The 23,312-nt window shown below is 73.9% G+C and carries 19 protein-coding genes; 12 read left to right on the top strand and 7 right to left on the bottom strand.

What is annotated here, in order from left to right:
• Positions 1-5: 5 nt before the first annotated feature.
• Positions 6-191 carry a hypothetical protein gene (locus ACZ42X_RS21345; RefSeq protein WP_361423454.1) on the bottom strand — a complete coding sequence of 62 codons (186 nt, stop codon included), beginning with the start codon at positions 189-191 and terminating at the stop codon, positions 6-8.
• Between the two features lie 258 nt (positions 192-449).
• On the opposite strand from ACZ42X_RS21345, the gene ACZ42X_RS21340 reads away from it, so the two are divergent.
• The gene (locus tag ACZ42X_RS21340) at positions 450-1,685 is read left to right on the top strand and encodes a hypothetical protein (protein WP_468292247.1); all 1,236 of its coding nucleotides are present in this window, start codon (positions 450-452) and stop codon (positions 1,683-1,685) included.
• A 240-nt stretch (positions 1,686-1,925) separates the two neighbouring features.
• On the opposite strand, the gene ACZ42X_RS21335 is transcribed toward ACZ42X_RS21340, so the two are convergent.
• Complete coding sequence (locus ACZ42X_RS21335) at positions 1,926-3,803, bottom strand: glycoside hydrolase family 15 protein (RefSeq protein ID WP_468292244.1); 1,878 nt, start codon at positions 3,801-3,803, stop codon at positions 1,926-1,928.
• A gap of 711 nt (positions 3,804-4,514) precedes the next feature.
• Here ACZ42X_RS21335 and ACZ42X_RS21330 point away from each other — a divergent pair.
• Positions 4,515-5,057, top strand: coding sequence for a hypothetical protein (locus ACZ42X_RS21330; protein WP_468292241.1), 543 nt, complete (start codon positions 4,515-4,517; stop codon positions 5,055-5,057).
• Positions 5,047-6,156 (top strand): glycosyltransferase, encoded by a 1,110-nt coding sequence (locus ACZ42X_RS21325; protein WP_468292238.1) that lies wholly within the window; start codon positions 5,047-5,049, stop codon positions 6,154-6,156. Before ACZ42X_RS21330 ends, ACZ42X_RS21325 begins: the two co-directional genes overlap by 11 nt.
• Here ACZ42X_RS21325 and ACZ42X_RS21320 read toward each other — a convergent pair.
• Both ACZ42X_RS21320 and ACZ42X_RS21315 read right to left on the bottom strand, forming a co-directional pair.
• A complete protein-coding gene (locus tag ACZ42X_RS21320) occupies positions 6,149-6,973 on the bottom strand; it encodes a class I SAM-dependent methyltransferase (protein WP_468292235.1) in 825 nt (274 codons plus the stop codon). The two genes, ACZ42X_RS21325 and ACZ42X_RS21320, sit on opposite strands and share 8 nt — an antisense overlap.
• Positions 6,970-11,742, bottom strand: coding sequence for an aminotransferase class I/II-fold pyridoxal phosphate-dependent enzyme (locus ACZ42X_RS21315; protein ID WP_468292232.1), 4,773 nt, complete (start codon positions 11,740-11,742; stop codon positions 6,970-6,972). Before ACZ42X_RS21315 ends, ACZ42X_RS21320 begins: the two co-directional genes overlap by 4 nt.
• A 129-nt stretch (positions 11,743-11,871) precedes the next feature.
• Here ACZ42X_RS21315 and ACZ42X_RS21310 point away from each other — a divergent pair, with 129 nt between their 5' ends.
• The 3 genes from ACZ42X_RS21310 to ACZ42X_RS21300 are packed head-to-tail and all read left to right on the top strand — an operon-like array spanning position 11,872 to position 15,232.
• Positions 11,872-12,588 (top strand): TetR/AcrR family transcriptional regulator, encoded by a 717-nt coding sequence (locus ACZ42X_RS21310; protein ID WP_468292229.1) that lies wholly within the window; start codon positions 11,872-11,874, stop codon positions 12,586-12,588.
• A 43-nt stretch (positions 12,589-12,631) separates the two neighbouring features.
• On the top strand, positions 12,632-13,999 hold the full coding sequence (locus ACZ42X_RS21305; RefSeq protein WP_468292227.1) for an MFS transporter: 1,368 nt from the start codon (positions 12,632-12,634) through the stop codon (positions 13,997-13,999).
• 51 nt (positions 14,000-14,050) lie between these two features.
• A complete protein-coding gene (locus tag ACZ42X_RS21300) occupies positions 14,051-15,232 on the top strand; it encodes an anhydro-N-acetylmuramic acid kinase (protein WP_468292224.1) in 1,182 nt (393 codons plus the stop codon).
• A gap of 24 nt (positions 15,233-15,256) precedes the next feature.
• Here the strand turns inward: ACZ42X_RS21300 and ACZ42X_RS21295 are convergent, their stop codons facing one another.
• Positions 15,257-16,378, bottom strand: a complete 1,122-nt coding sequence (locus ACZ42X_RS21295) for a S1 family peptidase (protein WP_468292221.1) — start codon at positions 16,376-16,378, stop codon at positions 15,257-15,259.
• A gap of 207 nt (positions 16,379-16,585) precedes the next feature.
• On the opposite strand from ACZ42X_RS21295, the gene ACZ42X_RS21290 reads away from it, so the two are divergent.
• Positions 16,586-17,290 carry an ester cyclase gene (locus ACZ42X_RS21290; protein ID WP_468292218.1) on the top strand — a complete coding sequence of 235 codons (705 nt, stop codon included), beginning with the start codon at positions 16,586-16,588 and terminating at the stop codon, positions 17,288-17,290.
• 12 nt (positions 17,291-17,302) lie between these two features.
• Here the strand turns inward: ACZ42X_RS21290 and ACZ42X_RS21285 are convergent, their stop codons facing one another.
• Together ACZ42X_RS21285 and ACZ42X_RS21280 are read right to left on the bottom strand one after the other, a co-directional pair.
• A complete protein-coding gene (locus ACZ42X_RS21285; RefSeq protein ID WP_468292215.1) occupies positions 17,303-18,016 on the bottom strand; it encodes a cation efflux transmembrane domain-containing protein in 714 nt (237 codons plus the stop codon).
• Positions 18,016-18,351, bottom strand: coding sequence for an ArsR/SmtB family transcription factor (locus tag ACZ42X_RS21280; RefSeq protein ID WP_468292212.1), 336 nt, complete (start codon positions 18,349-18,351; stop codon positions 18,016-18,018). The genes ACZ42X_RS21285 and ACZ42X_RS21280 overlap by 1 nt, the downstream gene beginning before the upstream one ends.
• Before the next feature lie 569 nt (positions 18,352-18,920).
• On the opposite strand from ACZ42X_RS21280, the gene ACZ42X_RS21275 reads away from it, so the two are divergent.
• The 5 genes from ACZ42X_RS21275 to ACZ42X_RS21255 are packed head-to-tail and all read left to right on the top strand — an operon-like array spanning position 18,921 to position 23,298.
• Positions 18,921-20,456 (top strand): sensor histidine kinase, encoded by a 1,536-nt coding sequence (locus ACZ42X_RS21275; protein ID WP_468292442.1) that lies wholly within the window; start codon positions 18,921-18,923, stop codon positions 20,454-20,456.
• The gene (locus ACZ42X_RS21270) at positions 20,453-20,854 is read left to right on the top strand and encodes a roadblock/LC7 domain-containing protein (protein ID WP_355366355.1); all 402 of its coding nucleotides are present in this window, start codon (positions 20,453-20,455) and stop codon (positions 20,852-20,854) included. The genes ACZ42X_RS21275 and ACZ42X_RS21270 overlap by 4 nt, the downstream gene beginning before the upstream one ends.
• A complete protein-coding gene (locus tag ACZ42X_RS21265; RefSeq protein ID WP_468292209.1) occupies positions 20,851-21,234 on the top strand; it encodes a DUF742 domain-containing protein in 384 nt (127 codons plus the stop codon). Before ACZ42X_RS21270 ends, ACZ42X_RS21265 begins: the two co-directional genes overlap by 4 nt.
• Complete coding sequence (locus ACZ42X_RS21260) at positions 21,215-21,865, top strand: GTP-binding protein (protein ID WP_468292206.1); 651 nt, start codon at positions 21,215-21,217, stop codon at positions 21,863-21,865. Before ACZ42X_RS21265 ends, ACZ42X_RS21260 begins: the two co-directional genes overlap by 20 nt.
• On the top strand, positions 21,862-23,298 hold the full coding sequence (locus ACZ42X_RS21255; RefSeq protein WP_468292204.1) for a cytochrome P450: 1,437 nt from the start codon (positions 21,862-21,864) through the stop codon (positions 23,296-23,298). Before ACZ42X_RS21260 ends, ACZ42X_RS21255 begins: the two co-directional genes overlap by 4 nt.
• The last annotated feature ends 14 nt before the right edge of the window (positions 23,299-23,312 follow it).

Below are 23,312 nucleotides of genomic sequence, written 5' to 3'. Positions count from 1 at the left end.
CTCCGTCAGCCCTTCTTGGGCCGGGGAGTCGGGGGCGCGAGCAGGAGTTTGCCCTCGCCCTGGAGGAGGGCCAGCCCCGCGCATTCGTAGGTGTCGCGGTAGAAGCCCTCTGCTTCCACCGGGTTGAGTTCGGACTCGATGTCGGCGTCCAAGACCGTAAGGTCCCGGACTTCTGGCTCGATGGCTGACATGCCACCATCCCCTTCACAGGAGGAATGCAGACTTCCACTTCTAGTGGACCGCGGCCGGACAAAAGGTGCAAATCAACTGAAAGGCCAACTACATCACCCTGTGAATGTGCGCCTTTCAACCACCCCGCCGACCCCAAGTGGCGCCGCAGCCGCCCCTCTTCTGCCACTCCCGGATGGCGCAATGGGGCGAAATGCCTCTTAGATGAGGCAACGACACGGTGTGTGCCTCACCGAACGTTCGGCGAATGGAGCCGCGCCATGACCACCGACCATCCGACAACTCCCCCTACCCCTCCCCCGGTAGGCCCCCCGGACGCGCCGCTGACCTCGCCTCCGGCCTCATCCCCCGCACCGCCGCCGGCCTCCTCGGCGCCGGCCTCCTCGGCGCCGGGCCCCGAGAGCCCGCCCCTCCCGGCGTTCCCGCCGGCTCCGCAGACGGCGGCGGCTCCGGCCGCCGCACCGCCCCCGGCTGCCGCTCCGGCGCCGGAGGCCGCTGCGGCGCCGGAGGTCCGCGCCTACCGGGAGGACCCCGAACCCCCGGAGGACCGTGCCCCCCAGAAGCAGGAGCCCACGGCCGGGAAGCCGGCCGGCGACGGCACCGACGAGCCCATACGCACCCTGCTCTGGACCGCGGCCACCTACCGGCCGCTGGAGGAGGTCGCCGCGCTGGTGAGCCTGCTCAAGCGCACCAAGCAGGTGGCCAGCCCCGGCGACGAGGCGCTCCGCGCGGCCGCCGTGGCCCGGCCCCTGGAGGAGGTCCGGCAGCTGGTCGCCATGCTGGGAGAGCCTCCGCACAACCTCGACGAAGCGGGCACGACCCTGCGCGCCGCGGCCGTCGGCCGCCCCATCGAGGACGTCGCCCAGTTGGTGGACATCCTCGGCACGGAGGACGGTGGAGGCTGGCCGCGCAGCGCCCGGGACGCCGAAGGCGCCCCGCGCGCCGAGGGCGCACCCGCCCCCGACGGAACCGGAACGGCCGCGGCCGCCGCCCGGGGCATGGCCCCGGAACCCGGCGGCGGACCGGCGCCCGTACCCACCGGCCAGCGCCGTACCACCTCGCGGCGCGGCGACGACGCGGCCTCCGCCGCCCTGCGTTCCGCCCTCCGTTCGGGCCTGCGCTGGCCCGTGGCCGTCGTGCTGCTCGTCTGCGGACTGCTGCACCTGCCCACCGACCTCGTCGCCCTGCGGTCCGGGGGCAGCGCCGGCCTGCTGTCCTTCGCCGTCACCGTGCTCTGCCTGGGCGTGGGCGGCTGGGTCGCCCTGCGCGACACCGCCCGGGTCTGGGCCGCTGCCGCCGCGACCGGCATCGGAGTCGTCGCACTGCACGCCATGGCGGGCGTCGGGCACCTGAGCCTGCTGGAGGGCAGCCTCGGCGGCTCGTACGCCTGGGCCGGCGCCGCGGCGGTGGCCTGCGCCGCGCTGGCGACGGCGCTCGCCGCCTCGGCGCTGCTGCGCCGGCCGCGAGCCGCCGACGCGCCGACCGGCGGCGGCTGAGGCGGGGGCCCGGGACATCGGCCCAGTCGGCCGCCGGGACAGGCCCTAGGGCCTGTCTTTCGGATCAGGCCGGATCAGGGAGCGGGGTCTGGTGCATGGGGTCTCCCCAGGCCCCTTGGGGCCGAGGGGACGGATCGCAAGGCGGAGGGAGGAGCCACTGCGGAGCATTGGCGACCGACGACAACGCAGCGAGGCGCGGTGCCAGACCCCGCGAGCCCGGCAAGATCCGGAAGACAGGCCCTAGGCCACCGTCGCGCGGGAGCGGGCGCTCCGGTGCCCGTTCCCCGCGCGGCTGGCGGAGCGGGTGCCGTACAGGGCGAACGCCGTGTTCACCAGGGCGACATGGCTGTACGCCTGCGGGGTGTTGCCGAGCTGGCGGCGGGTCACCGGGTCCCACTCCTCGGAGAGGAGGCCGACGTCGTTGCGTACGTCCAGGACCCGCTCGAAGACGTCGCGGCCCTCCTCCCAACGGCCCGTCAGGGCGAGGGCGTCGGCGTACCAGAGGGAGCAGGCGAGGAAGGTGCCCTCGCCGCCGCACAGCCCGTCCACCTCGTGCACGTGGCTGTCCGTCTCGGCGTACCGGCGCAGGAAGCCGTGGTGCTCCAGGGCGCGTGCCGCCTCCAGGGTCCGCCGCAGCCGCTGGTCGTCGGGGGGCAGGAAGCCGAGCCGGGGCAGCAGGAGTGACGCCGCGTCGACCCGCCGCGAGCCGTAGTACTGGACGAAGGAGCCCTGTTCGTCGTCCCAGCCCCGCCGGAGCACGTCCTTGCGGATCTCCTGGCGCAGAGCGCGCCAGCGCTCCGCCGAGCCGCGTACGCCGGCGACCCGGGCCATCCGCACGGCGCGGTCCGCGGCGACCCAGGACATGATCTTGGAGTGGACGAAGTGGCGGCGCGGGCCGCGTACTTCCCACAGCCCGGCGTCCGGCTCCTGCCAGTGCCGTTCCAGGTGGTCCATGAACGAGGCCACGAGGTGCCACACCTGCGCGTCGATCGGCACTCCGGCGCGCAGCGCCGAGTACACGGTGTTGAGGACCTCGCCGTAGACGTCGAGCTGGAGCTGGCCGACGGCGGCGTTGCCGAAGCGGACCGGGCGGGAGCCCTCGTAGCCGGAGAGCCACGGCGCGGACGCCTCGGCCAGCCGGCGCTGGCCGGCCAGCCCGTACAGCGGCTGGAGATCGGACGGTTCCCCCGCGATGGCGCGCACCAGCCAGTTGGTCCAGGCGGCCGCCTCGTCGCGGTATCCGGAACGCAGCAGGCACGACAGCGTGAAGGTGGAGTCCCGCAGCCAGCAGTACCGGTAATCCCAATTCCGTTCCCCGCCGAGGCATTCGGGGAGGGACGAGGTGACGGCGGCGACGATTCCGCCCGTGGGCGCGTACGTCAGCGCCTTGAGTGTCATGAGGGAGCGGAGAACGGCATCCCGCCACGGTCCTTCGTACCGGCACGCCGACGCCCAGTCACGCCAGAATTGCAGCGTGTGGCGGAGGGCGGAATCGGCGTCCGTGACGGGGGGTTCGACGACGTGGGAGGGGCTCCAGCACAGCACGAAGGTGACGGAGTGGCCCGCGGGTACGGAGAACTCGCAGGAGGTGCTGTCCTTGGTGACGGACGTGGCGACGCCGGGGCCGGCTTCGAGGAAGGCCGCGTCGGGCCCCGCGACGGCGGCCGCGGTGCGGGCGCCGAGCGTCCGGCTCCACGGCACGATCCGGCCGTTGTCGAAGCGCAGCCGCAGGTCGCCGCGCATGGCGACGCGGCCGGCCAGGCCTTCCACGCGGCGGATGATCCGGGGCAGTCCACCCCGGCCGGCCGGGCCGCCGCCTCCTCGGGGCGGCATGAAGTCGGTGACCCTGACGGCTCCGCCGGCGGTCTCCCAGACCGTGTCGAGGACGAGCGTGTCGTCGCGGTAGGAGCGCCGGGAGCAGGTGCCCGTGGCGTCTGCGGGAGCGCGCGCGGGGGCGATCCGCCAGCGGCCGTTGTCCTCGCCGCCGAGGAGCGCCGCGAAGCAGGCGGGTGAGTCGAAGCGGGGCAGGCACAGCCAGTCGATCGCCCCGTCCCGGCCGACGAGTGCAGCCGTCTCGAGGTCTCCGATGAGGGCATAGTCTTCGATTCGCCCTGCCATGAGGCGAATTCTAGTCCCGCTTCCGAAGCGGATTTCAAGGCGTCGCGGATTTCAAGGCGTGGCGGGCAGCGCACGCACCGGATATGTTCCCGGCGGGCTCCATACTTTTCCCGGCCCTTTCAGCTGCGTGATTGACCGGACAAAACGCGCGTGCTAAAGGTGGATATTCAGCAGGTCATTTCCTGGCAGGCACCTCGCAGGAAGAGGTCCATCGTGTCCTCGTTCCCGGCCGGCCACTGTCCGGCGCCGTTCGCTCCGCACCCGCTGCGGCGGGCGACGGACTGGCCTGCCGCCGCGGGTTCCCGGAGCCGTTCCTCCGCGGCGCCCCCCACGGGCCCCGGTGCCGCATGCCCGGCCCGTAGGGCCTCCGACCGGCTGGTCCTCGCCGCCACCGCACGCCGCGCCGCCGTACGCCGGCCGTGTGCCGCACCCCGCCGCCGCCGGGCCCGTGTGGTCCCGCACCCGGCGGGCTCCCGTCGCCGGGCGGACGACTCCGACGGCCCAGGCGATCCTGACGACTCAGGCGGTTCAGGCACCTCAGGCACCTCAGGCGGCCCAAGCCGCTCAAGTAGCTCAAGTCGCTCACGTAGCTCAGGCGGCTTTGCCGACCGCGCTCGCGCGGCGCTCGCACGCGCGGCGCTGAACCCGTCTTTCCCTCCGGCCCGGGACCTTCCGGGCCGTGCACGGACACGGAGCCAGTGGGGGGCCACCGTGGCCGTCGTCTCCATCCCCCGGACGCGCAGGGCCCGCACGGTGGGCGGTACCGCCGCCACCGCCGCCGTGGCCGCTGTGGCCGCGCGTCCGGCGGGGACGGCCACGGTGCTGTTCTTGGCGGTCGCCGCCGTGCTCCTGTTCCACGCGACCGAGGTCGCGGTCGCGGTCGGGTGGCCGCGGGGCTCCGGGCGGATGCGGTCGCCCGCCCGCGCCACCGGCGGGGAAGCGGTGCCGCGGCCCGCCGCCGCCGTACCGGTGTCCGTTCCGGGGCTGGACGGCACCGGCGCGGGGGCGGGGCCCGGTATCGCGGCCGTGCCGTTCCGGGTCCGGCGCCCACACCGCCGGGCCGGGAACGGCGGGCGCGCCACCCCCGGCCACTGCACTCCCGGCCTCGTCCCCGGCCGGCGCACCGAGCCGCCCCGCCCGTCGCCGATCACCAGAGCGCCGCCGCCTCCGGCGCCGGGCGGGGTCGAAGAGACCGGCGCGTGGTCCCACGGCCCAGCCGTCCTGCCGGGAAGGGAGCCCGGCCATGGACGCTAGAGCCCGCAGGCCGCGCGTCCTGCTGCTCACCGGCGTGCCGCTCGACGGGCGGAGCGACGCGGACACCGAACTGGCCGCCGCCCTCCGGGAGTCCGTGCCGGGCGTCGAGTTCACGTGGTTCGCCCGGTGGCCGCGCCGCGGCGCGCCGCGGCGCGATCCCCGCGTCCCGCCCGGGCGGGCGGTGCCCGTCCTCTCCCTCGACGGCGTTCCACGGCTGCGCCAGCACCTGCAGATCTCCGTCGCCGCCGCCGTACTGGCGCGCCGCGTCGACCTGGTGCACGTGGTCCTGGCCATCGGCGACGCCTATCCCCTGTGCTCCCGGCTGTGGTCGCCGCTGCTCGCCGGAAGGCCGGTGCTCCACACCGTGACCGGCGTCCGCGACGCACGGCTGCTGCGCCGCGCGCGGCCGCTCGGCCGGACGGCGGCCCTGTCCTCCGCGACCGCGCGGCAGCTGAGCACCGCCGGCTTCGGCCCGGTGGTGGTCGTCCCCCCGGTGGTGCGGCTGGACCAGTGGCCGCTGATGCCCCGCCCGACGGGGCCGACGCCGAAGGTGCTGGTGACCGGATGTCACGGGCGGGGCGGTGGCGCCGAGGAGGCCGTACGGGCGGCCGCGGTGGCCGCCCGCGCCGGAGCGCGGTTCCGGCTGACGCTGGCGCTGCGCGCCCGCCCCGGGGAGAACGGGCGGGCGCTGGACGACGAGGTGCGCGCCCTGGCGGAGCGCGAGGGGCTGCGGGACGTGGAGGTCCTCGGGTACGTCGACGACATGTGGTCCCTGGTGGCGTCGGCGGACGTGCTGCTGCACGTGCCGTGGGAGCTGACCGACAGGACGGACATCCCGCTGACCGTCCTGGAGGCGCTGAGCACCGGCCGCCCGGTGATCCTGAGCGACCATCCGGAGTTCGCGGCGCTCGGTGACACGGTGCTGCGGGCGCCGATCGGCGACGCGCGCCGCACGGGCCATCTGCTGCGCCAGCTGCTGGAGCGCCCGCACTGGTGGCAGGTGCTGTCGGAGCAGGGCCGGGCGACGATGGAGGAGCGTTTCGCGCCGGAGCGGTTCGGGGCCCAGTACGCGCGCCTCTACGAGGAGTTGCTCAGCTGAGCCGGTCGCGGGGTCCGCGTACCGCCTGGAGCAGCACCATGCCCGTGTCCCCGTAGTCGGGCAGGGTCGGGTCCTTGTCGACCCGGGTGACCACCAGCCGCGCGGTGTGCGGGGCGAAGACGTGCCGGACGGTTTCCGTGTCGACGGGAAAGGCCGGCCAGACGAGGCCGCCGCCGATCTGATAGCTCGGCATGTTCTCCATGAACGCGGCGACGAGGTGCCCGCCGGGCCGTACGGAGCGGATGAACATGCCGCACAGCTCGGCGAACTCGTCGGCGTCCTCGGTGACGCTCTCGGCGACGAAGTTCATCGACGCCAGGTCGTACGCGCCCTCGGGCACGGCCGTCGCGTCGGCGTGCAGGATGCGCACCCGGGACAGGGCCTCGGTGAGCGTGGCGGGGAGCCTGGGGTCGAGGGCGCGGCACAGCGCATAGAAGGTCTGCCAGCTCTCGTCGGGGTGCTCCAGCTGCCCGGCCAGGTAGGCGACGTTGCCGGCGCCGGGCTCCAAGGCGTCGATGAGGCGGACGACGGCGGCGGCCGGCATCAGCGGGTAGAGGTTGGGCCCGGCGCCGAACTCCAGGGAGCGGCCGATGCCGTCGGCCGGCAGCCGCCGGTAGAAGGCGCAGTGATGGCGCAGGACCGTCGCGTCCGAGCTGTGCATGCGCCGGTAGTTCTCGGTGAGGTAGGCGGCGACGGGCCACCGGTCCCAGTCCGCTTCGCGGTTGTGCCGGGGTCCCGCTCCCGGCCCCCGGTAGTGGGGCACCTGCCCGTCGTCGAACCGCGGGTCGGGGGCGCGCTCCCCGGGTGCCGGCCTCACGCCCGCCACCCGCCCAGGACGCCGTCCGGCTCGGCGCGGGCGCCCGCCTGCTTGAGCGGGAAGCGGTCGGCGAGCTCGGTGAGGGTGGCGTTGAGCTGGTCGATCTGCTCGTCGGTGTTGAGGGCGGTCATCTGGACGCGGAAGCCGACCTGGCTGCGCGGGACGAGCGGGTAGGCGGCGAGGGTCACGTAGACGCCGTGCTCCCAGAGGAAGTCGCCGACGGCGTCGAGGTCCCAGCTGTCGGCGAGCGGCACCTCGATGATGGGCAGTCCGTCGGTGTTGGGCGTGGCGACGCCGAGGGCGCGGATGTGGTCGAGGACGCGGTGCGTCTTGCGGTACAGGTCGGCGCGGATGGCGTCGCCGCGCCGCTCGTTGACGTCGAGGCCCGCGAGCGCGGTCGCGAGGGAGGCGACGGGCGAGGGGCCGGAGTAGAGGTAGGGCCCGGCGGCGACCTTCAGATGGGCCTTCAGGTCGGGCGGGGCGGTGACGAACGCCAGCAGCGAGGAGTACGCCTTCGACAGGCCCGCCACCATCACGATGCCCTCGTAGCTCTCGCCGAGGTGGCGGACGATGCTGTTGCCCAGGGAGCCGTACGGCGACGTCTCGTCCGGGGTGCGCTCGCCGATGATGCCGAAGCCGTGGGCGTCGTCGACGTACAGCAGGGCGTCGTGGGAGCGGCAGACGCAGGTGAGGGTGGTCAGGTCGGGGAGGTTGCCGGTCATGCTGTTCACGCCGTCGAGGCAGACGAGGCGCTGCACGCCGGGTGGCGCGGTGGCGAGCAGGCGGTCGAGTTCTTCCGGCTGGTCGGCGTGGAACCGCTGCACCGAGGCGCCCTGGCCGCGGGCGACGACGCAGCCGTCGTACATGGTGCGGTGGGCGCGCGCCTCGACGCAGACCAGTCCGCCGCCCGCGAGCGCCGGGATCACCGAGCCGTGGATGAGGGTGATGGTCGGCAGGAGGAGGGTGTCCGGGGCGCGCAGGAGGCCGGCGAGCCGCTCCTCGATGTCGGTGTAGAGGCGGGGGTTGCCGATGAGCCGGGACCAGCTGGGGTGGGTGCCCCAGCGGCGTACGTAGGGGGCGATGGCGTCCATGATCTCGGGGTCGAAGTCGAACCCGAGGTAGTTGCAGGAGGCGAAGTCGACGAGCCAGTGGTCGCCGACGCGGATGCGGCGCCCGTGGACCTCGTCGATGACGGCGTCGCACATCCTGCTGGTCTTCTGCAGGCGGCCGAGGTCGCCGATGCGCTGTTCGGCGCGGATGGCGGAGCGGGTGAGCTGTGCGCCGACCGGGCCGCGGCCGGCGGGGGCGAGCCCCTCGCGCCCCTGCTGCCCGCCCGTGTCCTGGGGCACGAGGAGGTACCGCTCGGCCTCGTCGGCCGCCATGGGCCGGGCGAAGAGGTAGCCCTGGCCGTGGCGGCAGCCCATGGCGGCGAGCAGGTCGCGCTGGCCGGGGTTCTCGATGCCCTCGGCGATGACCTGGAGGCCGAGGACGTCGGCGATGCGGACGATGCCTTCGACGAGGGCGACCTGCTGGCCGTCGGTGACGATGTCGTCGATGAAGGACTTGTCGACCTTCAGGACGTCGATGGGGAACTCCCGCAGATAGCTGAGCGAGGAGAACCCGGTGCCGAAGTCGTCGATCGCGATGGAGACGCCGAGTTCCTTGAGGGTGCGCAGGGCGGTGCGGATGTGCTCGTCGCTGCGCATCAGGACGGATTCGGTGATCTCCAGGACGAGGGAGCCGCGCGCCAGGCCGGAGGTGTCGAGGACGCGGCGTACGTCGTCGACGAAGGACGGATCGAGGAACTGGCGGGCGGAGACGTTGACGTTCAGGTAGAGGGGGTCGGTCCGGGGCCAGGCCCGCTGCCAGCGGGCGATGTCGCCGGCGGCCCGCTGGAGGACCCAGGCGCCGAGCGCCGTGATGTGGCCGGTCTCCTCGGCGAGGGTGATGAACTGGTCGGGCGGGACGAGCCCCCGGTGGCTGTGCGGCCAGCGGATCAGCGCCTCGAAGCCGGTGACCTCGCCGCTGACCAGCTCCAGGATGGGCTGGTAGCGCAGGGCGAACGCCTCCTCCGTGATGGCCCGGTCCAGGCCCTCCTGGAGTTCGTGGCGCTCCACCATGCCGGCGTGCAGGTCGGGGCGGTAGCGCCGCCACTGGCGCTTGCCGGCGGTCTTGGCGGCGTACAGCGCGAGGTCGGCGTGGCCGAGGAGCTCCTCGGCCTCCTCGCCGTCCTCGGCGGTGGCCACGCCCACGGAGGCCGAGACGCTGGTGGAGCCGCTGGTGAGGCGGAAGGGCCGGCCGAGGGCCTGGACGATGTGGGCGGCGAGCCGGTCGGCGTCCTCGGGGGTCCTGGCGCCCTCCATCAGGACGCCGAACTCGTCGCCGCCGAGCCGGGCGGCGGTGTCGCTGAGCCGCAGCGCGGACGTGAGCCGGCGGGCGACCGCGACCAGGAGTTCGTCGCCGACGGAGTGGCCCATCATGTCGTTGACGACCTTGAAGTCGTCGAGGTCGACGAAGAGGACGCAGGTGAGGGTGGCGTCCCGGCGGCCGCGCAGCAGCGCGCGCTCGATGCGCTCCAGCAGCAGGACCCGGTTGGGCAGGCCGGTCAGCGAGTCGTGGAAGGCGCGGTGGGTGAGCTCCCGCTCCAGCTGGCGCTGCTCGGTGACGTCGCGCAGGGTCAGCACGATGCCGTGCACGGTCTGCTCGTGGCGGAGGTTGCTGCAGCGCACCTCGACGTCGAGCCGTTCGCCGTCGGTGCGCAGGACGCGCCAGTCGTCGTGGGCGTCCCTGGAGTCCTCGTCGCGTACGCGGGCGAGGATGCGCAGGGCGCGTTCGCGGTCCCGGGGGTCGACGAGCCGCAGCAGCGGGGTGGCGCCGACGAGCGTGCCGAACATGACCTGGGCGGAGGGGCTGGCGTACCGGACGGTGCCGTCGTCGTCGAGGATCAGGATGACGTCGGAGGCGTTGTGGACGAGCGTGCGGAAGTACGCCTCGCTCCTGCGGCGGTTGATCTCCTCGCTGAAGCCGACGCGTTCGAGGGCGAGCGCGGCCTGCGAGGCGAGGGACTCGACGGACACGGCCAGCTGGTCGAGCTCGCGGGCCGGGCCCGCGACGAGCAGGGCGCCCATCGCCGGCTCGAGGGAGTCGGGCGACTGGAGGGCGAGTGGACAGAGCAGCGCTCGGGTGGAGGGGGCGAGCGCGGCGGCGGCGCCGGGTCCGAGCTCGGCGGTGTCGAGGAGCCGGGTGCCGCCGGTGAGGGGGGCCGGGACGCGGCGGCTGCCGGGGGCGGGGCCCGGCGCTTCGGCGGCCTGATCGCCGGCGTGGTGGTGGTGGTGGTCGTGGTCGTGGTCGTGGTGACGGGCGTCGTCGTCGAGCGGCGGGCCGGGGAGGAGCGTGGGGTCCGGGCCCAGGCCGGGGACGGGCTCCGGAGGCGGGTGGGGCTCCGGCGCCGGGGCCGGCTCCCGGTCGGACACCTGGCCCGACCCCTGGCCCGACCCCTGGCCCGGCCCGTGGTCCGGCCCGTGGTCCGGCCCGTGGTCCGGGGGCCGTTCCGGCCCGTGGTCTCTCTCCGGGGCGAGCTCCCACACCCACCCGTGCTCCGGGGTGGACACGGGCCGCAGGTTGCCGTCGGCGTCCACGACGAGGAGGACCGACCGGTGGTGTGCGCCCTCGCCGAACAGCGCGTCCGCGGCGCCCTCGACGCACTCGGCGACGTCCTGCGGGGTGACCGCCCCGACGAGCGAGGCGGCGGCCAGGCGGAGGCTGCGCTCCCGGGTGACGGCCCTGCGGTGCTCCGAGACCAGCTCCCACAGCCGGGCCATGACCAGCAGGAACATGACGCCGGAGAACACGGCGATGATGGCGGCGTCCCGCACGCTGCCGAGCAGGGCCTCCGAGAGCAGCATGACCGGCGCGATGAGGGAGGCCCCGGCGAGAACCGCCAGGCGCCGCTTGGCGATCCCCGGCCCGGGCTGCGGCACCCGTTCGGTCAGGCGGACCATCGACGGGTGCAGGGCCGCGAGGCCCCAGGCGGTGAAGAAGACCACCCAGCCCAGGTCCATGAAGGTGCCGACCTGCCAGGTGCCCTGGAGCTGGAGCAGCCCGTAGAGCACGTCGGAGGTGAGGATCCCGACCGTGCCGAGGGCGAGCAGCTGCACGGACCGCTCGCGGGTGCCGCCGAGGGTGAGCAGCCGGACCACCATGGCGAGGACGAGCACGTCACCGAGGGGGTACGCGATGGCCACCGCGCGCTCCACCCAGGTCTCGCTCTCGGCGAGGGCGAGCGGGTTGATCAGGTGCACCCAGGACAGCAGGGCGAGCCCGGACGTGAGGATCAGCGCGTCGAGCAGGCTGGCGAGGTCGCGGCCCTGCCACCGCGCGCGGATGAAGCCGAGGACGCCCGCGGCGAAGAGCGGATAGGTGGAGAGGTAGAAGACGTCGGCCAGTGACGGGAAGGGGTTCGTCTGGCCGTACACCGCCTCGAGGAGGTTGTACGTGGTGTCACCGGCGATGAAGGTGAGGTTCGCGGCGGCGAGCAGCAGCCACGGCCACCGCTGGGCGGGGCGGTGGATACGGATCCCGACGAGGATCGCCGCGACGCCGGACAGGCCGATCAGCGCCCACATGCTGGTGTGCCGGGTGGGCACCAGGAGGTAGACGATCGTGGGCGGGATGACGAACAGGACGTAACAGACCATCAGGCGGTGCACACGGCGGCTCGTACGTCCGATGGGCGTGAGCCCCTTCTTGTGGCGTGTGATCGTCTCCACGGTGACCTGCCGCTGGTCTTCTCTCGCCTCCACAGGACCCGATACGCCCATACAGGCTATATTTACGACGTATATGGACACTTTGCCCCTGTATGTCGGGAGGGTCAAGAGAACCCCCGGAGGCGTGGGATGCCCCAGCAGGCAGGACCGGGGCGGCGCCGTCGCGGGCGGCTGAGCAGGGAGCTCGTTCTCGCCACCGCCCTCGCGCTGGTCGACCGCGAGGGCCTGTCCGCGCTCAGCATGCGGCGGCTCGCCGCCGAGCTGGGGGTCGAGGCGATGGCCCTGTACCGGTACGCCGACGGCAAGGAGGGCCTGCTCGACGGCTTGGTCGAGGCGTTCTTCACCGAGCTCCTGGACGCGCTGGGTCCGCTGGAACCCCTGGAGCCCCCGGGGCGCGGGCGTGACGGCGCAGACTGGCGCGCCGAGCTGCACCGCACCGCGCTCGGCCTCCACCGGCTCTCGCTGCGCCATCCGCAGGTCGTCCCGCTGCTGGCCACCCGCATGCTGGCGGTCCCGCTGTCGCGCCGTCCCCGCGCCGTGCTGCGCGCCCACGAGCACGTCCTGGCGCTCCTCGCCCGCTCGGGCGTCGAGGAGGACCGGGCGCCGCTGGCCTACCGCGCCGTGACGGCCTGGACGCTGGGGTACGCCCTCGTGGAGCTGACCGCCGTGGTGGACAGCCCCGACGAGCCCGAGCCGGCGATCCGGTTCGGGCTGCACCGGATGCCCGCCGACGAGCTGCCCCGCCTGCGCGCCGCGGCGCCCGCCCTGGCGGAGCGGGCGGGCGAGGAGGGGCTCGCGGCGGGGCTGGACGCGCTGCTCGACCGGTTCGCCGCACCGCCCCGGTGAACGTCGTTGACAGCGGTCCGCCGCGGTGATGTAACGAACAGTCATGGAGAGGCAGCCCGCACCCGGCCCGGCGACCGCAGCGACCGGACCACCCACCGGAGCCGCGCCGCCGCGCTCCCGCCGGGCGCTGGTGGCGGGCTCGGTGGGCAACTTCATCGAGTGGTACGAGTTCGGGATCTACGGCTACTTCGCCACGATCATCGCCGCCCACTTCTTCAGCCCGGGGGCGGCCGGCCCCGGCGGCGTCGGCGGGGAGGGCGGCGGGGGCGGCGCCGAGGCGCTCGTCAGGACGTACGCGTCCTTCGCCCTCGCCTTCTTCTTCCGCCCGCTCGGCGCGGCCCTCTTCGGCCGCATCGGCGACCGCGCCGGGCGGCGCCCCGCCCTCGTCCTCGCCGTGCTGCTGATGACGGGCGCGACCACGCTGATCGGCCTGCTCCCGACGTACGCGACGCTGGGCGCGGCGGCGCCGTGGCTGCTCACGCTCCTGCGCGTGGTGCAAGGGCTGTCCGCGGGGGGCGAGTTCGGCGGGGCCGTCTCCGTGATGACGGAGTCCGCCCCGCCGGGCAGGAGGGGCCTGTACGGGGCGTGGCAGTCGTTCACGGTGGCGCTCGGCCTGCTCGGGGGTGCGGGCGTGGCCGCCCTGCTGGCGGCCGTCCTGTCGTCCGGCCAGCTTCACTCCTGGGGCTGGCGGCTGCCGTTCCTGCTGACGCTGCCGATGGGTCTCGCGGCGCTGTGGCTGCGGCTCCGGCTGGAGGAGACCCCGTCGTTCCGGGGCCACGTCCGAGGCGAGGCGGCCCCGCCGGCCGCTCCCGCGCGCGAGGCGGTCCGGGCCGTCGCGCTGGGCGTCGGCCGGCTCATGGGCTGGTCGGCGGCCGGCTACACCTTCCTGGTCGTCCTGCCGTCGTACCTGCAGACCACGCTGAACGCCACGTTCCAGCAGGCGCTGACCGCCACCGTCCTCGCCAACCTGGGCTTCGCGGCCACGATCCTCCCGGCGGGCGCGCTCAGCGACCGGGTGGGCAGGCGGACGGTCATGGTGGCCGGCGCCGTCCTCGCCGTGCTGCTCGCCTTCCCGCTGCTGGACCTGTTGCAGGACCCCGCGGCCGCGACGGCGGCCAAGGGCCTCGCGGTGGTGGCGGCGGGCGCGGTGGTCGGGCTGATGGCGGGCCCGGGCCCGGCGATGCTCGCCGAGATGTTCCCCACGTACGTCCGCTACACCGGTCTGGGGCTGGCGTACGCGCTCTCCAACGCGGTGTTCTCCGGCTGCGCGGGCCTCCTCGTCACCGAGGCGGTCGAGCGGACCGGCGACGTCGACGTCCCCGCGTACTACGTGGCCGCCACCTGCGCCGTGAGCGCGCTCGCCCTGGCCGGACTGCGCGGCGACGACCACCGCCGCGCCCTGCGCGACTGACGCGCGGCCGGCACGCCGGACAAACACGCGACCGACGACGGGAGTGGAGCCGTGCGGGTCATCGGGATGATGTCGGGCACGTCGTACGACGCGGTCGACGCGGCCGCCGCCGATCTGGCGCTCGACGGGGACACCGTCGTCCTGCGCCCGCTCGGCATGGTGAGGGCCGGGTACGACGAGGGGCTGCGGGCCGCGCTGGCCGCCGCGCTGCCCCCGGCGGCCACGACCATGAAGGACGTGTGCGCGCTGGACACGCGCATCGGGCAGGCGTTCGCCTCCCTCGCCGTGCGGGCCTGCCGCGAGCTGTGCGGCGGCCGGGCGGAGCTGGTCGTCTCGCACGGGCAGACCGTCCACCACTGGGTCGAGGGCGGCCGGGTGTGCGGCACGCTGCAGCTCGGCGAGCCGGCCTGGATCGCCGAGGCGACCGGCCTCCCGGTGGTCTCGGGCCTGCGCACGCGGGACGTCGCCGCCGGCGGGCAGGGCGCGCCGCTGGTGAGCCTCGTGGACGTGCTGTGGCTGCGCGGCCGCCCGGGCGTGCCGGTCGCGCTCAACCTCGGCGGCATCGCCAACCTCACGGTGGCGGCCGGGCCGGGCGCGCCCCTCGCCTTCGACACGGGCCCGGGCAACGCACTGATCGACGCGGCCGCGCACCACGTCACGGGCGGCCGGCTGCGGTACGACGAGGACGGCGCCCTGGCGGCCCGGGGCGCCGTCGACGCGGAGCTGCTGCGGCGGCTGCTGGCGGAACCGTACTACGCGGCGCCGCCGCCCAAGACGACCGGCAAGGAGCTGTTCCACCTGCCGTACCTGCTGGCCGCCCTGGGCGGGGACGGGCGTGGCTCCCCCTCCCCGCGCGACCTGCTGGCCACGGTCACCGAGCTGACCGCCCGTACGGTGGCGGACGCGGTGCGGTCGGCGGGGGCGACGGAGGTCATCGCCTCGGGCGGCGGCACCCGCAACCCGGTCCTGATGGCCCGGCTGCGCACGGCGCTCGGCGGTATCCCGGTGCGGGACTCGGACGCGCTGGGGCTGCCGTCGGCGGCCAAGGAGGCGTATGCCTTCGCGGTTCTCGGATTCCTGACCGCCCACGGGCTGCCCGGCACCGTACCGGCGTGCACCGGTGCCCGGCACGCGAGTGTGCTGGGCTCCCTCACCCCGGGCCGGGGCGGGCTGCGGCTGCCGCGGGTGCCTGCGGCGGCCGTGCCCGTACGGCTGCGGGTGTCACCGCCCTGACCGTACGGGCACGGGCGCCGCGTCTCACGGCAGGCGGGCGCCGACCGCGGCGAGCGCGGTCGTGACCGGCTGGAAGAACGTCTCGCCGCCCACGTCGCAGTTGCCGCTGCCGCCCGAGGTGAGGCCGACGGCGGCGCCGTCGCGGGTGAACAGCGCGCCACCGCTGTCGCCCGGTTCGGCGCAGACGGTGGTCTGGATGAGGCCGGTGACCGTGCCCTCCGGATAGTTCACCGTGGCGTTCAGACCGGTGACCTGACCGTCCCTCAGGCCGGTGGTGCTGCCCATGCGGAACACCTCCTGGCCGACCGCCGCCTCGGCCGCGCCCCGGATCGGCACCTTGCGGCCGCCGCCGACGTCGACGACGTCGGGGGCGTCGGCGCCGGGGTCGTCGTACGTGACCAGGGCGAAGTCGCCCTCGCCGGGGAAGGTGGCGGCCTGGACGGTACCGAGCTGCGCGCCGTTCTCGTCGGTCCACTGCTCGGCGGCGACCCCGCAGTGCCCGGCGGTGAGGAAGCCGCGCTGCCCCTGCTGCGTGGTGACGTTGAAGCCGAGCGAACAACGGGCGCCGCCGCCGAAGATGGCGTCGCCGCCGTCGGCGAAGGGCTTGAACTCGCCCTTGGACTTCTGGATGCGGGCGACGCCGTCGCCGAGCGACTTCACGGCCGTCTCCAGCCGGTCCCACCGGTCGCCGGTGACGGTGCGGTCGGCCGTGACGAGGACCTGGTTGGTGCGCGGGTCGACGGCCCAGGCGGTGCCGGGGATGGTCGCCTCGCGGCTGAGCGTGCGCGCGGCGGACGTCAGCGTTCTGGTGCTGTTGCGCACCTCGCGGGGGACCGCGCCCGCCTGGGCCACCTCGACATCGATGTCGTTGTCGTCGCCGACGACGTTGATGATGAGCTGCTGCTTCCCCGCGTCGTAGTACGCCCCGCCGTAGGCGTCCCCGAGCCGGGCGCCCAGCTTCTTCGCGAGGCCGGCCGCGGCGGCGGCGGTCATCTTCTGCGGGATGACCGCCTGGGAGCCGGATCCGGGTCCCGAGCCGTCCTGGGAGGCGTTGGCGTTGGGCAGCAGGATCGCCGCGGCGACGACGCCGGTGGCGGCGGCTCCTGCGAGGACGGCTTTTCTCTTGGTGATGCGCCTGTGGGTCAACTCAGTGGCTCCTGCGGCTGGTTCGGACTCCGGATGCCGGGCCGGCTACCGGGGGGACGCGTCCGCCCCTGGGTACGGACGGCGGAGCCGCCGCGTTCAGCTGGGCGGAGGGTCCGGTTCCCGGCGGGCGGGCGGCTCGACCGAACATCTGCCGCATATCAGACATATTCTGAAGGTGCCCGAGTGATCCGAGCGGCAGGAGGGACCATGTCATTCGTCCAGGTCATCGACCTCAAGACGGACAGGGTCGATGAACTACGCGGCTTGATGGACCAGTGGATCCAGGCGACGGAGGGTAAGCGGACGGCCACCCATTCCATCGTCGGCCGGGACCGCTCCGACGGCACGCACGTCGTCGAGATCGTGGAATTCCCCTCGTACGAGGAGGCGATGAGGAACTCGAACCTGCCGGAGACCAACCGGATCTACCAGCAGCTGATGGAGCTCTGCGACGGCGAGCCGTCGTTCACGGACCTCGACGTCGTCGGGGACCAGCAGCTCAACAAGATCGTGGTGGAGCGGTTCATGGAGGAGGTCGTCAACCGAGGGAACACCAACGCGGCGGACGAGCTGTGCACCGCCGACTACCGCGAGCACGACCCGTCGCTGTCGTCGTACGACGTCGATCTGGAGCGGGCCAAGGCCGAGAACCAGGAGATCGTGGAGGCGTTCTCGCCGACCTGCACCATCGAGAGCCTGGTCGCTGAGGGCGACCTGGTCTGCATGCGGATGTCCTACACGGGCCGCCACATCGGCCAGTACCGGGGCCTGGAGCCCACCAACCGGGACATCTCCGGCACCGGCCACGCCACCTTCCGCTGCAAGGAGGGCAAGATCACCGAGAGCTGGTGGAACATCGACGACCTCGGACTGATGCAGCAGCTCGGCGTCTTCGAGCCCTACGAGAGCTGAGCCCTACGAGAGCTAGGCGTCCCGAACGGGGGTGCAGCACCCGCCGCACACGTCGGCGACTTCCGTGGCTTGCGCGGCCTGCGGGGTGGCCGGGGCGGCCGGGGCGCAGCAGCCGTCGCCGCGCCAGGCGTCCCGGCCCTCCTTCACCGCGACCGCGGCGATGACGAGCGCGGCGGCGGGGTCCGCCCACGACCAGCCGAGCAGGGCGTGGGCGGCGAGGCCCGCCAGCAGGACGGCCGACAGGTACGTGCACAGCAGGGTCTGCTTGGAGTCGGCGACGGCCGACGCGGACCCCAGCTCCCGTCCCGTGCGCCGCTGGGCGGCGGACAGGAACGGCATGACGGCCAGCGAGGCGGCCGCCAGGACGATGCCCGGGAGTGACTCCTCGGCGTGGCCCGTGCCGCTCAGAGCGCGGACGGCGTCGACGGCGACGTACGTGGCGAGGGCGAAGAACGACACCGCGATGACGCGCAGCGCCGTGCGCTCCCGGGCCTCCCTCACCGCATGGTCCCGCGCGGAGAACTGCCAGGCCACGGCGGCGGCGGAGGACACCTCGACGATCGAGTCCAGCCCGAAGCCGATGAGGGCCGTGGAGGAGGCCGCGGTTCCGGCGGTGATCGCGACGACCGCCTCGACGACGTTGTAGGCGATGGTGGCCGCCACCAGCAGGCGTATGCGCCGGGCCAGCCGGTCACGGCGGTCGGCGGTCAGGGTGGCGGTCGCCATCAGCAGCACCCCTTGTCGTCGGCGTCCGGGCACGTCGCGTCCGCCGCGACGGCCACCACGGCGGCGCGCAGGTCGTCCAGGGCGCGGGCGAGCCGGGGGTCGGCGAGCTCGTACCGGCTGCGGCGGCCGACGGGGACGGCGACGACGAGGCCGCAGTCCCGCAGGCAGGCGAGGTGGTTCGACAGGCGCGTACGGGAGATGCCGAGTTGCTCGGCCAGATCGGCGGGGTGCGCGGGCGCTTCGCGCAGCGCGAGCAGGAGCCGGCAGCGGATGGGGTCGGCGAGGGCGCGGCCGAAGCGGGCGAGGGTCTCGATGTCCGAGGCGAGGGTCAGCACGCCGAAAAAGATACAGGCGAACCTGAATTCAGGAAACCCTGAATACACGCCGGCCTGGATTGCGGACACGTACCCGCTGACGCCCGGGAACACCCTGAGCCCCACCCACCACAGCGGGATCGCGCCGATCGAGCCGAGGAAGCCGCCGACAGGCGGGGGGACGATGACGCCGGGCCGGTTCAGCGGACTGGCCGACCCCGGCAGAACCGACAGAACCGACAGAACCACGTACAGCACGCGCCCGCGCCGTCCGGGCGCGCACCGGCGGGGTCGAGGTCGTGCGGCCTCGCGCGACGGCGAAGCGCCCGTCGTCGAAGCGAGCCGCGGTGGCGGCCCCGGAGGGGACGGCTCCCCCGGCCCGCCCGGTAACGCCCCACCCCTTGCACATGTCCGGACGATAAGGGCGGAGCCGTTTCCTCCGGTTATGTTCGCGGCCGCGCATGGACGCGGGCCGCCGCATACAGATCGCGCCAAAGGCGTGACCCGCCGTCAATAGCCTTGACTTCCAGGGGCTATGCTCCCGCCCGTCGTCATATGATCTTTCTCGTTCGATGGGTTTGAGGGTGCTGATGGTCCGTGAGGAATCGTCGCCCGGAAGTGGAAGCCCGCGGTCCGCGGCCTCTTTCGTGTGGCTTCTGCCCGCCGCTCTGACCGCCGTCGCCGCAGGTGTCACGGTGGCCCTGGTCTCCGCACCGGCGCGCGTACCGGTCGGTGTCATCGGCGCCGTCGCCGCCCTCGCGCTCGCCGCCATGGGCGCCGAGGCGGCCCGCCGCGGGCGGGTGATCGAACAGCTGGAGCGCTCCGTCGCCGCCCGCGATACGGCCCTGGCCCGCCGGAACGCCGAGACCGCGCACCTGGCCGGAACCCTGCTGCCGGACGCCGTCGAGCGGCTGCGCCGGGGCGAGTTCCCCGAGGACGTGCTCGCCTCGCTCACCGCGCCCGAGGAGCACCGCGCGGTCGTACGCGTCGTCGTGGACGCGGTCGTCGCCGAGGAGGACCTGCGCGAGTCCGCGCAGCGCGCCTTCGTGAACATCGCCCGACGGGTTCAGGCCATCGTGCACCAGCAGGCCCAGGAGCTCCGGCAGATGGAGGACCGCCACGGCAACAACCCCCAGGTCTTCGGCGATCTGCTGCGCATCGACCACGGCACCGCGCTGATCGGCCGGCTCGCCGACTCCATCGCCGTACTCGGCGGTGCCCGCCCCGGGCGCCAGTGGAGCCGGGCCGTGCCCCTGTACAGCGTGCTGCGCGGCGCCATGTCCCGGATCCTGGACTACCAGCGCGTGGAGCTGCACTCCGTGACCGAGGTGGCCGTCACCGGCCCGGCCGTCGAGCCGCTGATCCACGCGCTCGCCGAGCTCCTCGACAACGCCACGCGCTACTCGCCGCCACAGACCAAGGTCCATCTGACCGCCGTGGAGGTGCAGTCCGGCATCGCCGTGGAGATCGAGGACGGCGGCGTCTCCATGAGCGAGGAGGCCCGCAAGCGGGCCGAACGCATGCTGCGCCAGGCCCAGCAGGGCATCGACCTCAACGACCTCGGTGAGACGCCGCGCCTCGGCCTCGCCGTGGTGGGCCGGCTGGCGCAGGCGTACGGCTTCCAGGTCTCGCTGCGCCCGTCCGCGTACGGCGGTGTCCGGGCCGTCGTGGTGGTGCCGCAGGAGCTGATCACCACCGTCGCCTCCGCGAGCGGCCTCGCCCACGGCATCGGCGCCTCGTCCGTCCCCCGGACGACGGTGCCGGAGGCGCCCGCCCTGCCGGGGCCGGCCGCCGATCCCGCCGCCGCTCCCGCCGGAGGCACCACCGCCGCTTCCTCCGCCGCGCGTGCCGCCGCCACCGGCCCCGTCGCGGACGACCACACGCCGGCCGTGACCGCGCGCACCCCGAACGGGCTGCCGCAGCGGCGCCGCAAGAAGCCCGCACCGGGCACGCCCGCCGCACCGGCCGCGTCCGGCACACCCGCCGCGTCGGCGCCGCCGACGCCCACCGCCGCTCCCGACCAGGAGCCCTCACCTCAGGTGCAACCCGGAATGTGGCTGGCCGCGTTCCAGAGCGGCCTGACCGGGGAGCCCACCGACGCAAGCAAGGGGAACACTCAGCCATGATCAAGCAGCAGGCCAATATGGACTGGATGCTCAAGGATCTCGCGGAAGGCGTGCCGCAGACCAGGCACGTGGTCGTGCTCTCCGCCGACGGTCTGCGCATGGCCCAGTACGGCACGGACGACGACACGGCGGACCGGCTCGCCGCCGCCTGTGCCGGCCTGCAGTCGCTGGCCGGCGCGGTCGCCACCGAACTCCCCGGCAGCGACGGCCGGATGCGGCTGGTGGTCATCGAGATGAACGGCGGCTTCTTCTACCTGATGGCGGCGGGCACCGGTGCGTATCTCGCCGTGCTCGCCGACGAGGGCGTCGACGCCGGGCTGATGGGTCAGCGCATGCGCGACCTCGTACTGCGGATCGGAGAGCACCTGAGCAGTCCGCCGCGCCGGGACGCCGAGTGAGCGACGCGGGCGGCGGAGGCGGCGCCACCGGCGCGGACTGGGAGGAGACGAGCCCCGAGCGGCTGTACGTCATCACGGGCGGCCGCAGCGGAGCCTCCGCGGCCGCCGCGGCCCTCGACCTGGTCACGCTGATCGTGGCCAGGTCCGGCGTGCGGCCCGGGATGCAGCCGGAGCACGCGGCGATCGTCCAGCTGTGCCAGGCACCGCTGTCGGTCGCCGAGATCTCCGCGTACCTGGGCCTCCCGGTCAGTGTCGTCACCGTCCTGCTCGGCGACCTCATCGCCGACAACCGGGTCGTCGCCCGCGCCCCCGTCCCACCCGCCCGACTCCCCGACCGCGCGTTGATTGAGGCAGTGATCGATGGACTTCAGAAGCTCTGAGCAGTACGGCTCTGAGCAGGCAGGCGCGCCGGTGGCGCGCGGGCCGCGGAGCGAGGACGTGCTGCCCGCGACGGCCACCACCGCCGTGAAGGTGGTCATCGTGGGCGGCTTCGGCGTCGGCAAGACGACGCTGGTCGGCTCGGTGAGCGAGATCCGGCCGCTGACGACCGAGGAGACGATGACGCAGGCCGGGGTCGGCGTCGACGACACCTCCGGGGTCGACGGCAAGACGTCGACGACGGTCGCCATGGACTTCGGCCGCATCAGCATCAACGACCAGTTGGTGCTCTACCTGTTCGGTACGCCGGGCCAGGAGCGCTTCTGGTTCCTGTGGCGCGGCCTGTTCGAGGGAGCGCTGGGCGCGGTGGTGCTGGCGGACACGCGCCGCCTGGAGGTCAGCTTCGACGTGATCGGGCGGCTGGAGGAGCGCGGGGTGCCGTTCGTGGTGGCCGTCAACTCCTTCCCGGACGCGCCGACGTACCCGGTGGAGGAGCTGCGCACGGCGCTGGACCTGCCGTACTCGGTGCCGATCCTGCCGTGCGACGCGCGCGAGCGCGGCTCCGCCAAGGACGTCCTGATGACGCTGATGCGCTACCTCCAGACCCTCGCCACGACGCAGGAGGCGTCATGACCACGCCGCACCCTCACACCACCGACACCACCGGCTCCTTCCCGGCCCCGCCGCCGGGCTGCCCGGCGCATGGCATGGCCCCCGACCAGCTGCGCCGGCTGTACGGCCCGGTCGCCGAGGCCGACCCGAGCGCCCTGTACGAAGCGCTCCGGAAGGAGCACGGCCCGGTGGCGCCGGTGCTCCTCCACGGCGACCTGCCGGCGTGGCTGGTGCTGGGGCACCGGGAGAACCTCGAGGTGATGCGCTCGCCGTCGCGGTTCTCGAACGACTCGCGGCTGTGGCGCATGTTCCGGGAGAACCGCGTTCCCGCCGACTCCCCGCTGCGGCCCATGGTGGAGTGGCAGCCGATCTGCGTCTTCGCGGACGGCGAGGAGCACGACCGGCTGCGCTCGGCCGTACGGGACGGTCTGGACCAGTTCGACCGCCGGGGCATCCGCCGCTACGTCATCCGGTACACGAACCAGCTGGTCGACTCGTTCGCCGCGGCCGGGGAGGCCGATCTGATCGGCGACTTCGCCGAGAAGCTGCCCATGCTGGTGATGACGCAGCTCTTCGGCATGCCGGAGGAGTACGGGCCCCGCCTGGTGGACGCCGCCCTCGACCTGATGAAGGGCACGGAAACGGCCCTCGCCAGCAACGAGTTCGTGGTCACGACGCTGCGCACGCTCGCCGAGCGCAAGAAGACCGGTCCCGGGCACGACTTCGCGAGCCGGCTCATCGACCACCCCGCCGGGCTCTCCGACGACGAGGTACTGGAGCATCTGCGGCTGGTGCTCGTCGCCGCCAACGAGACCACGGTCAACCTGATCGGGAACACCCTGCGCCTGGTGCTCACCGACCGCCGGTTCCGCGCCAGCCTGGCGGGCGGTCACATGACGCTGCCGGACGCGCTGGAGCAGGTGCTGTGGGACGATCCGCCGCTGTCCGCGATCACGGGCCGGTGGGCGACGGGTGACACCGTCCTCGGTGGTCAGCGGATCCAGGCGGGCGACATGCTGCTGCTGGGGCTCGCGGCGGGGAACGTCGACCCGGCGATCCGGCCGGATCCGACGACCCCCCTCCAGGGCAACCGGGCCCATCTGGCGTTCAGCAGCGGTCCGCACGAGTGTCCGGGGCAGGACATCGGCCGGGCCATCGCGGACACCGGGATCGACACCCTGCTGGCGAGGCTTCCGGATCTCCAGCTGGCCGTGGCGGAGGGCGAGTTGCGGTCGCGGGCGGCGTGGCTGTCGAAGCGGATGGAGGCGCTGCCCGTACGGTTCACGCCACCACAGGAGGCGCTGGAGGGTAACGGGAGGAAGCCCGCCGACTTCGCCTCCACCATGCCGGGCCCGCTTCCGGAAGCGGTGCCGGTGGCCGTACCGGCCACGGCTGGACTGGAGCGTCCGGCGCGGGTGCCGTGGTGGAAGTCGCTCTTCCGGCGAGGGCGATGACCACGTAAGAGCCG

The sequence above is a fragment of the Streptomyces sp. NPDC030862 genome (genome assembly GCF_055571835.1).
This window is presented reverse-complemented; position numbering and strand designations above follow the sequence as displayed.

Bases quoted from the DNA above. Each gene is read 5' to 3' on its own strand.
- ACZ42X_RS21345 (WP_361423454.1), bottom strand. From the start codon at position 191: ATGTCAGCCATCGAGCCAGAAGTCCGGGACCTTACGGTCTTGGACGCC.
- ACZ42X_RS21340 (WP_468292247.1), top strand. From the start codon at position 450: ATGACCACCGACCATCCGACAACTCCCCCTACCCCTCCCCCGGTAGGC.
- ACZ42X_RS21335 (WP_468292244.1), bottom strand. From the start codon at position 3,803: ATGGCAGGGCGAATCGAAGACTATGCCCTCATCGGAGACCTCGAGACG.
- ACZ42X_RS21325 (WP_468292238.1), top strand. From the start codon at position 5,047: ATGGACGCTAGAGCCCGCAGGCCGCGCGTCCTGCTGCTCACCGGCGTG.
- ACZ42X_RS21310 (WP_468292229.1), top strand. From the start codon at position 11,872: ATGCCCCAGCAGGCAGGACCGGGGCGGCGCCGTCGCGGGCGGCTGAGC.
- ACZ42X_RS21305 (WP_468292227.1), top strand. From the start codon at position 12,632: ATGGAGAGGCAGCCCGCACCCGGCCCGGCGACCGCAGCGACCGGACCA.
- ACZ42X_RS21290 (WP_468292218.1), top strand. From the start codon at position 16,586: ATGTCATTCGTCCAGGTCATCGACCTCAAGACGGACAGGGTCGATGAA.
- ACZ42X_RS21285 (WP_468292215.1), bottom strand. From the start codon at position 18,016: ATGGCGACCGCCACCCTGACCGCCGACCGCCGTGACCGGCTGGCCCGG.
- ACZ42X_RS21275 (WP_468292442.1), top strand. From the start codon at position 18,921: ATGGTCCGTGAGGAATCGTCGCCCGGAAGTGGAAGCCCGCGGTCCGCG.
- ACZ42X_RS21270 (WP_355366355.1), top strand. From the start codon at position 20,453: ATGATCAAGCAGCAGGCCAATATGGACTGGATGCTCAAGGATCTCGCG.
- ACZ42X_RS21260 (WP_468292206.1), top strand. From the start codon at position 21,215: ATGGACTTCAGAAGCTCTGAGCAGTACGGCTCTGAGCAGGCAGGCGCG.
- ACZ42X_RS21255 (WP_468292204.1), top strand. From the start codon at position 21,862: ATGACCACGCCGCACCCTCACACCACCGACACCACCGGCTCCTTCCCG.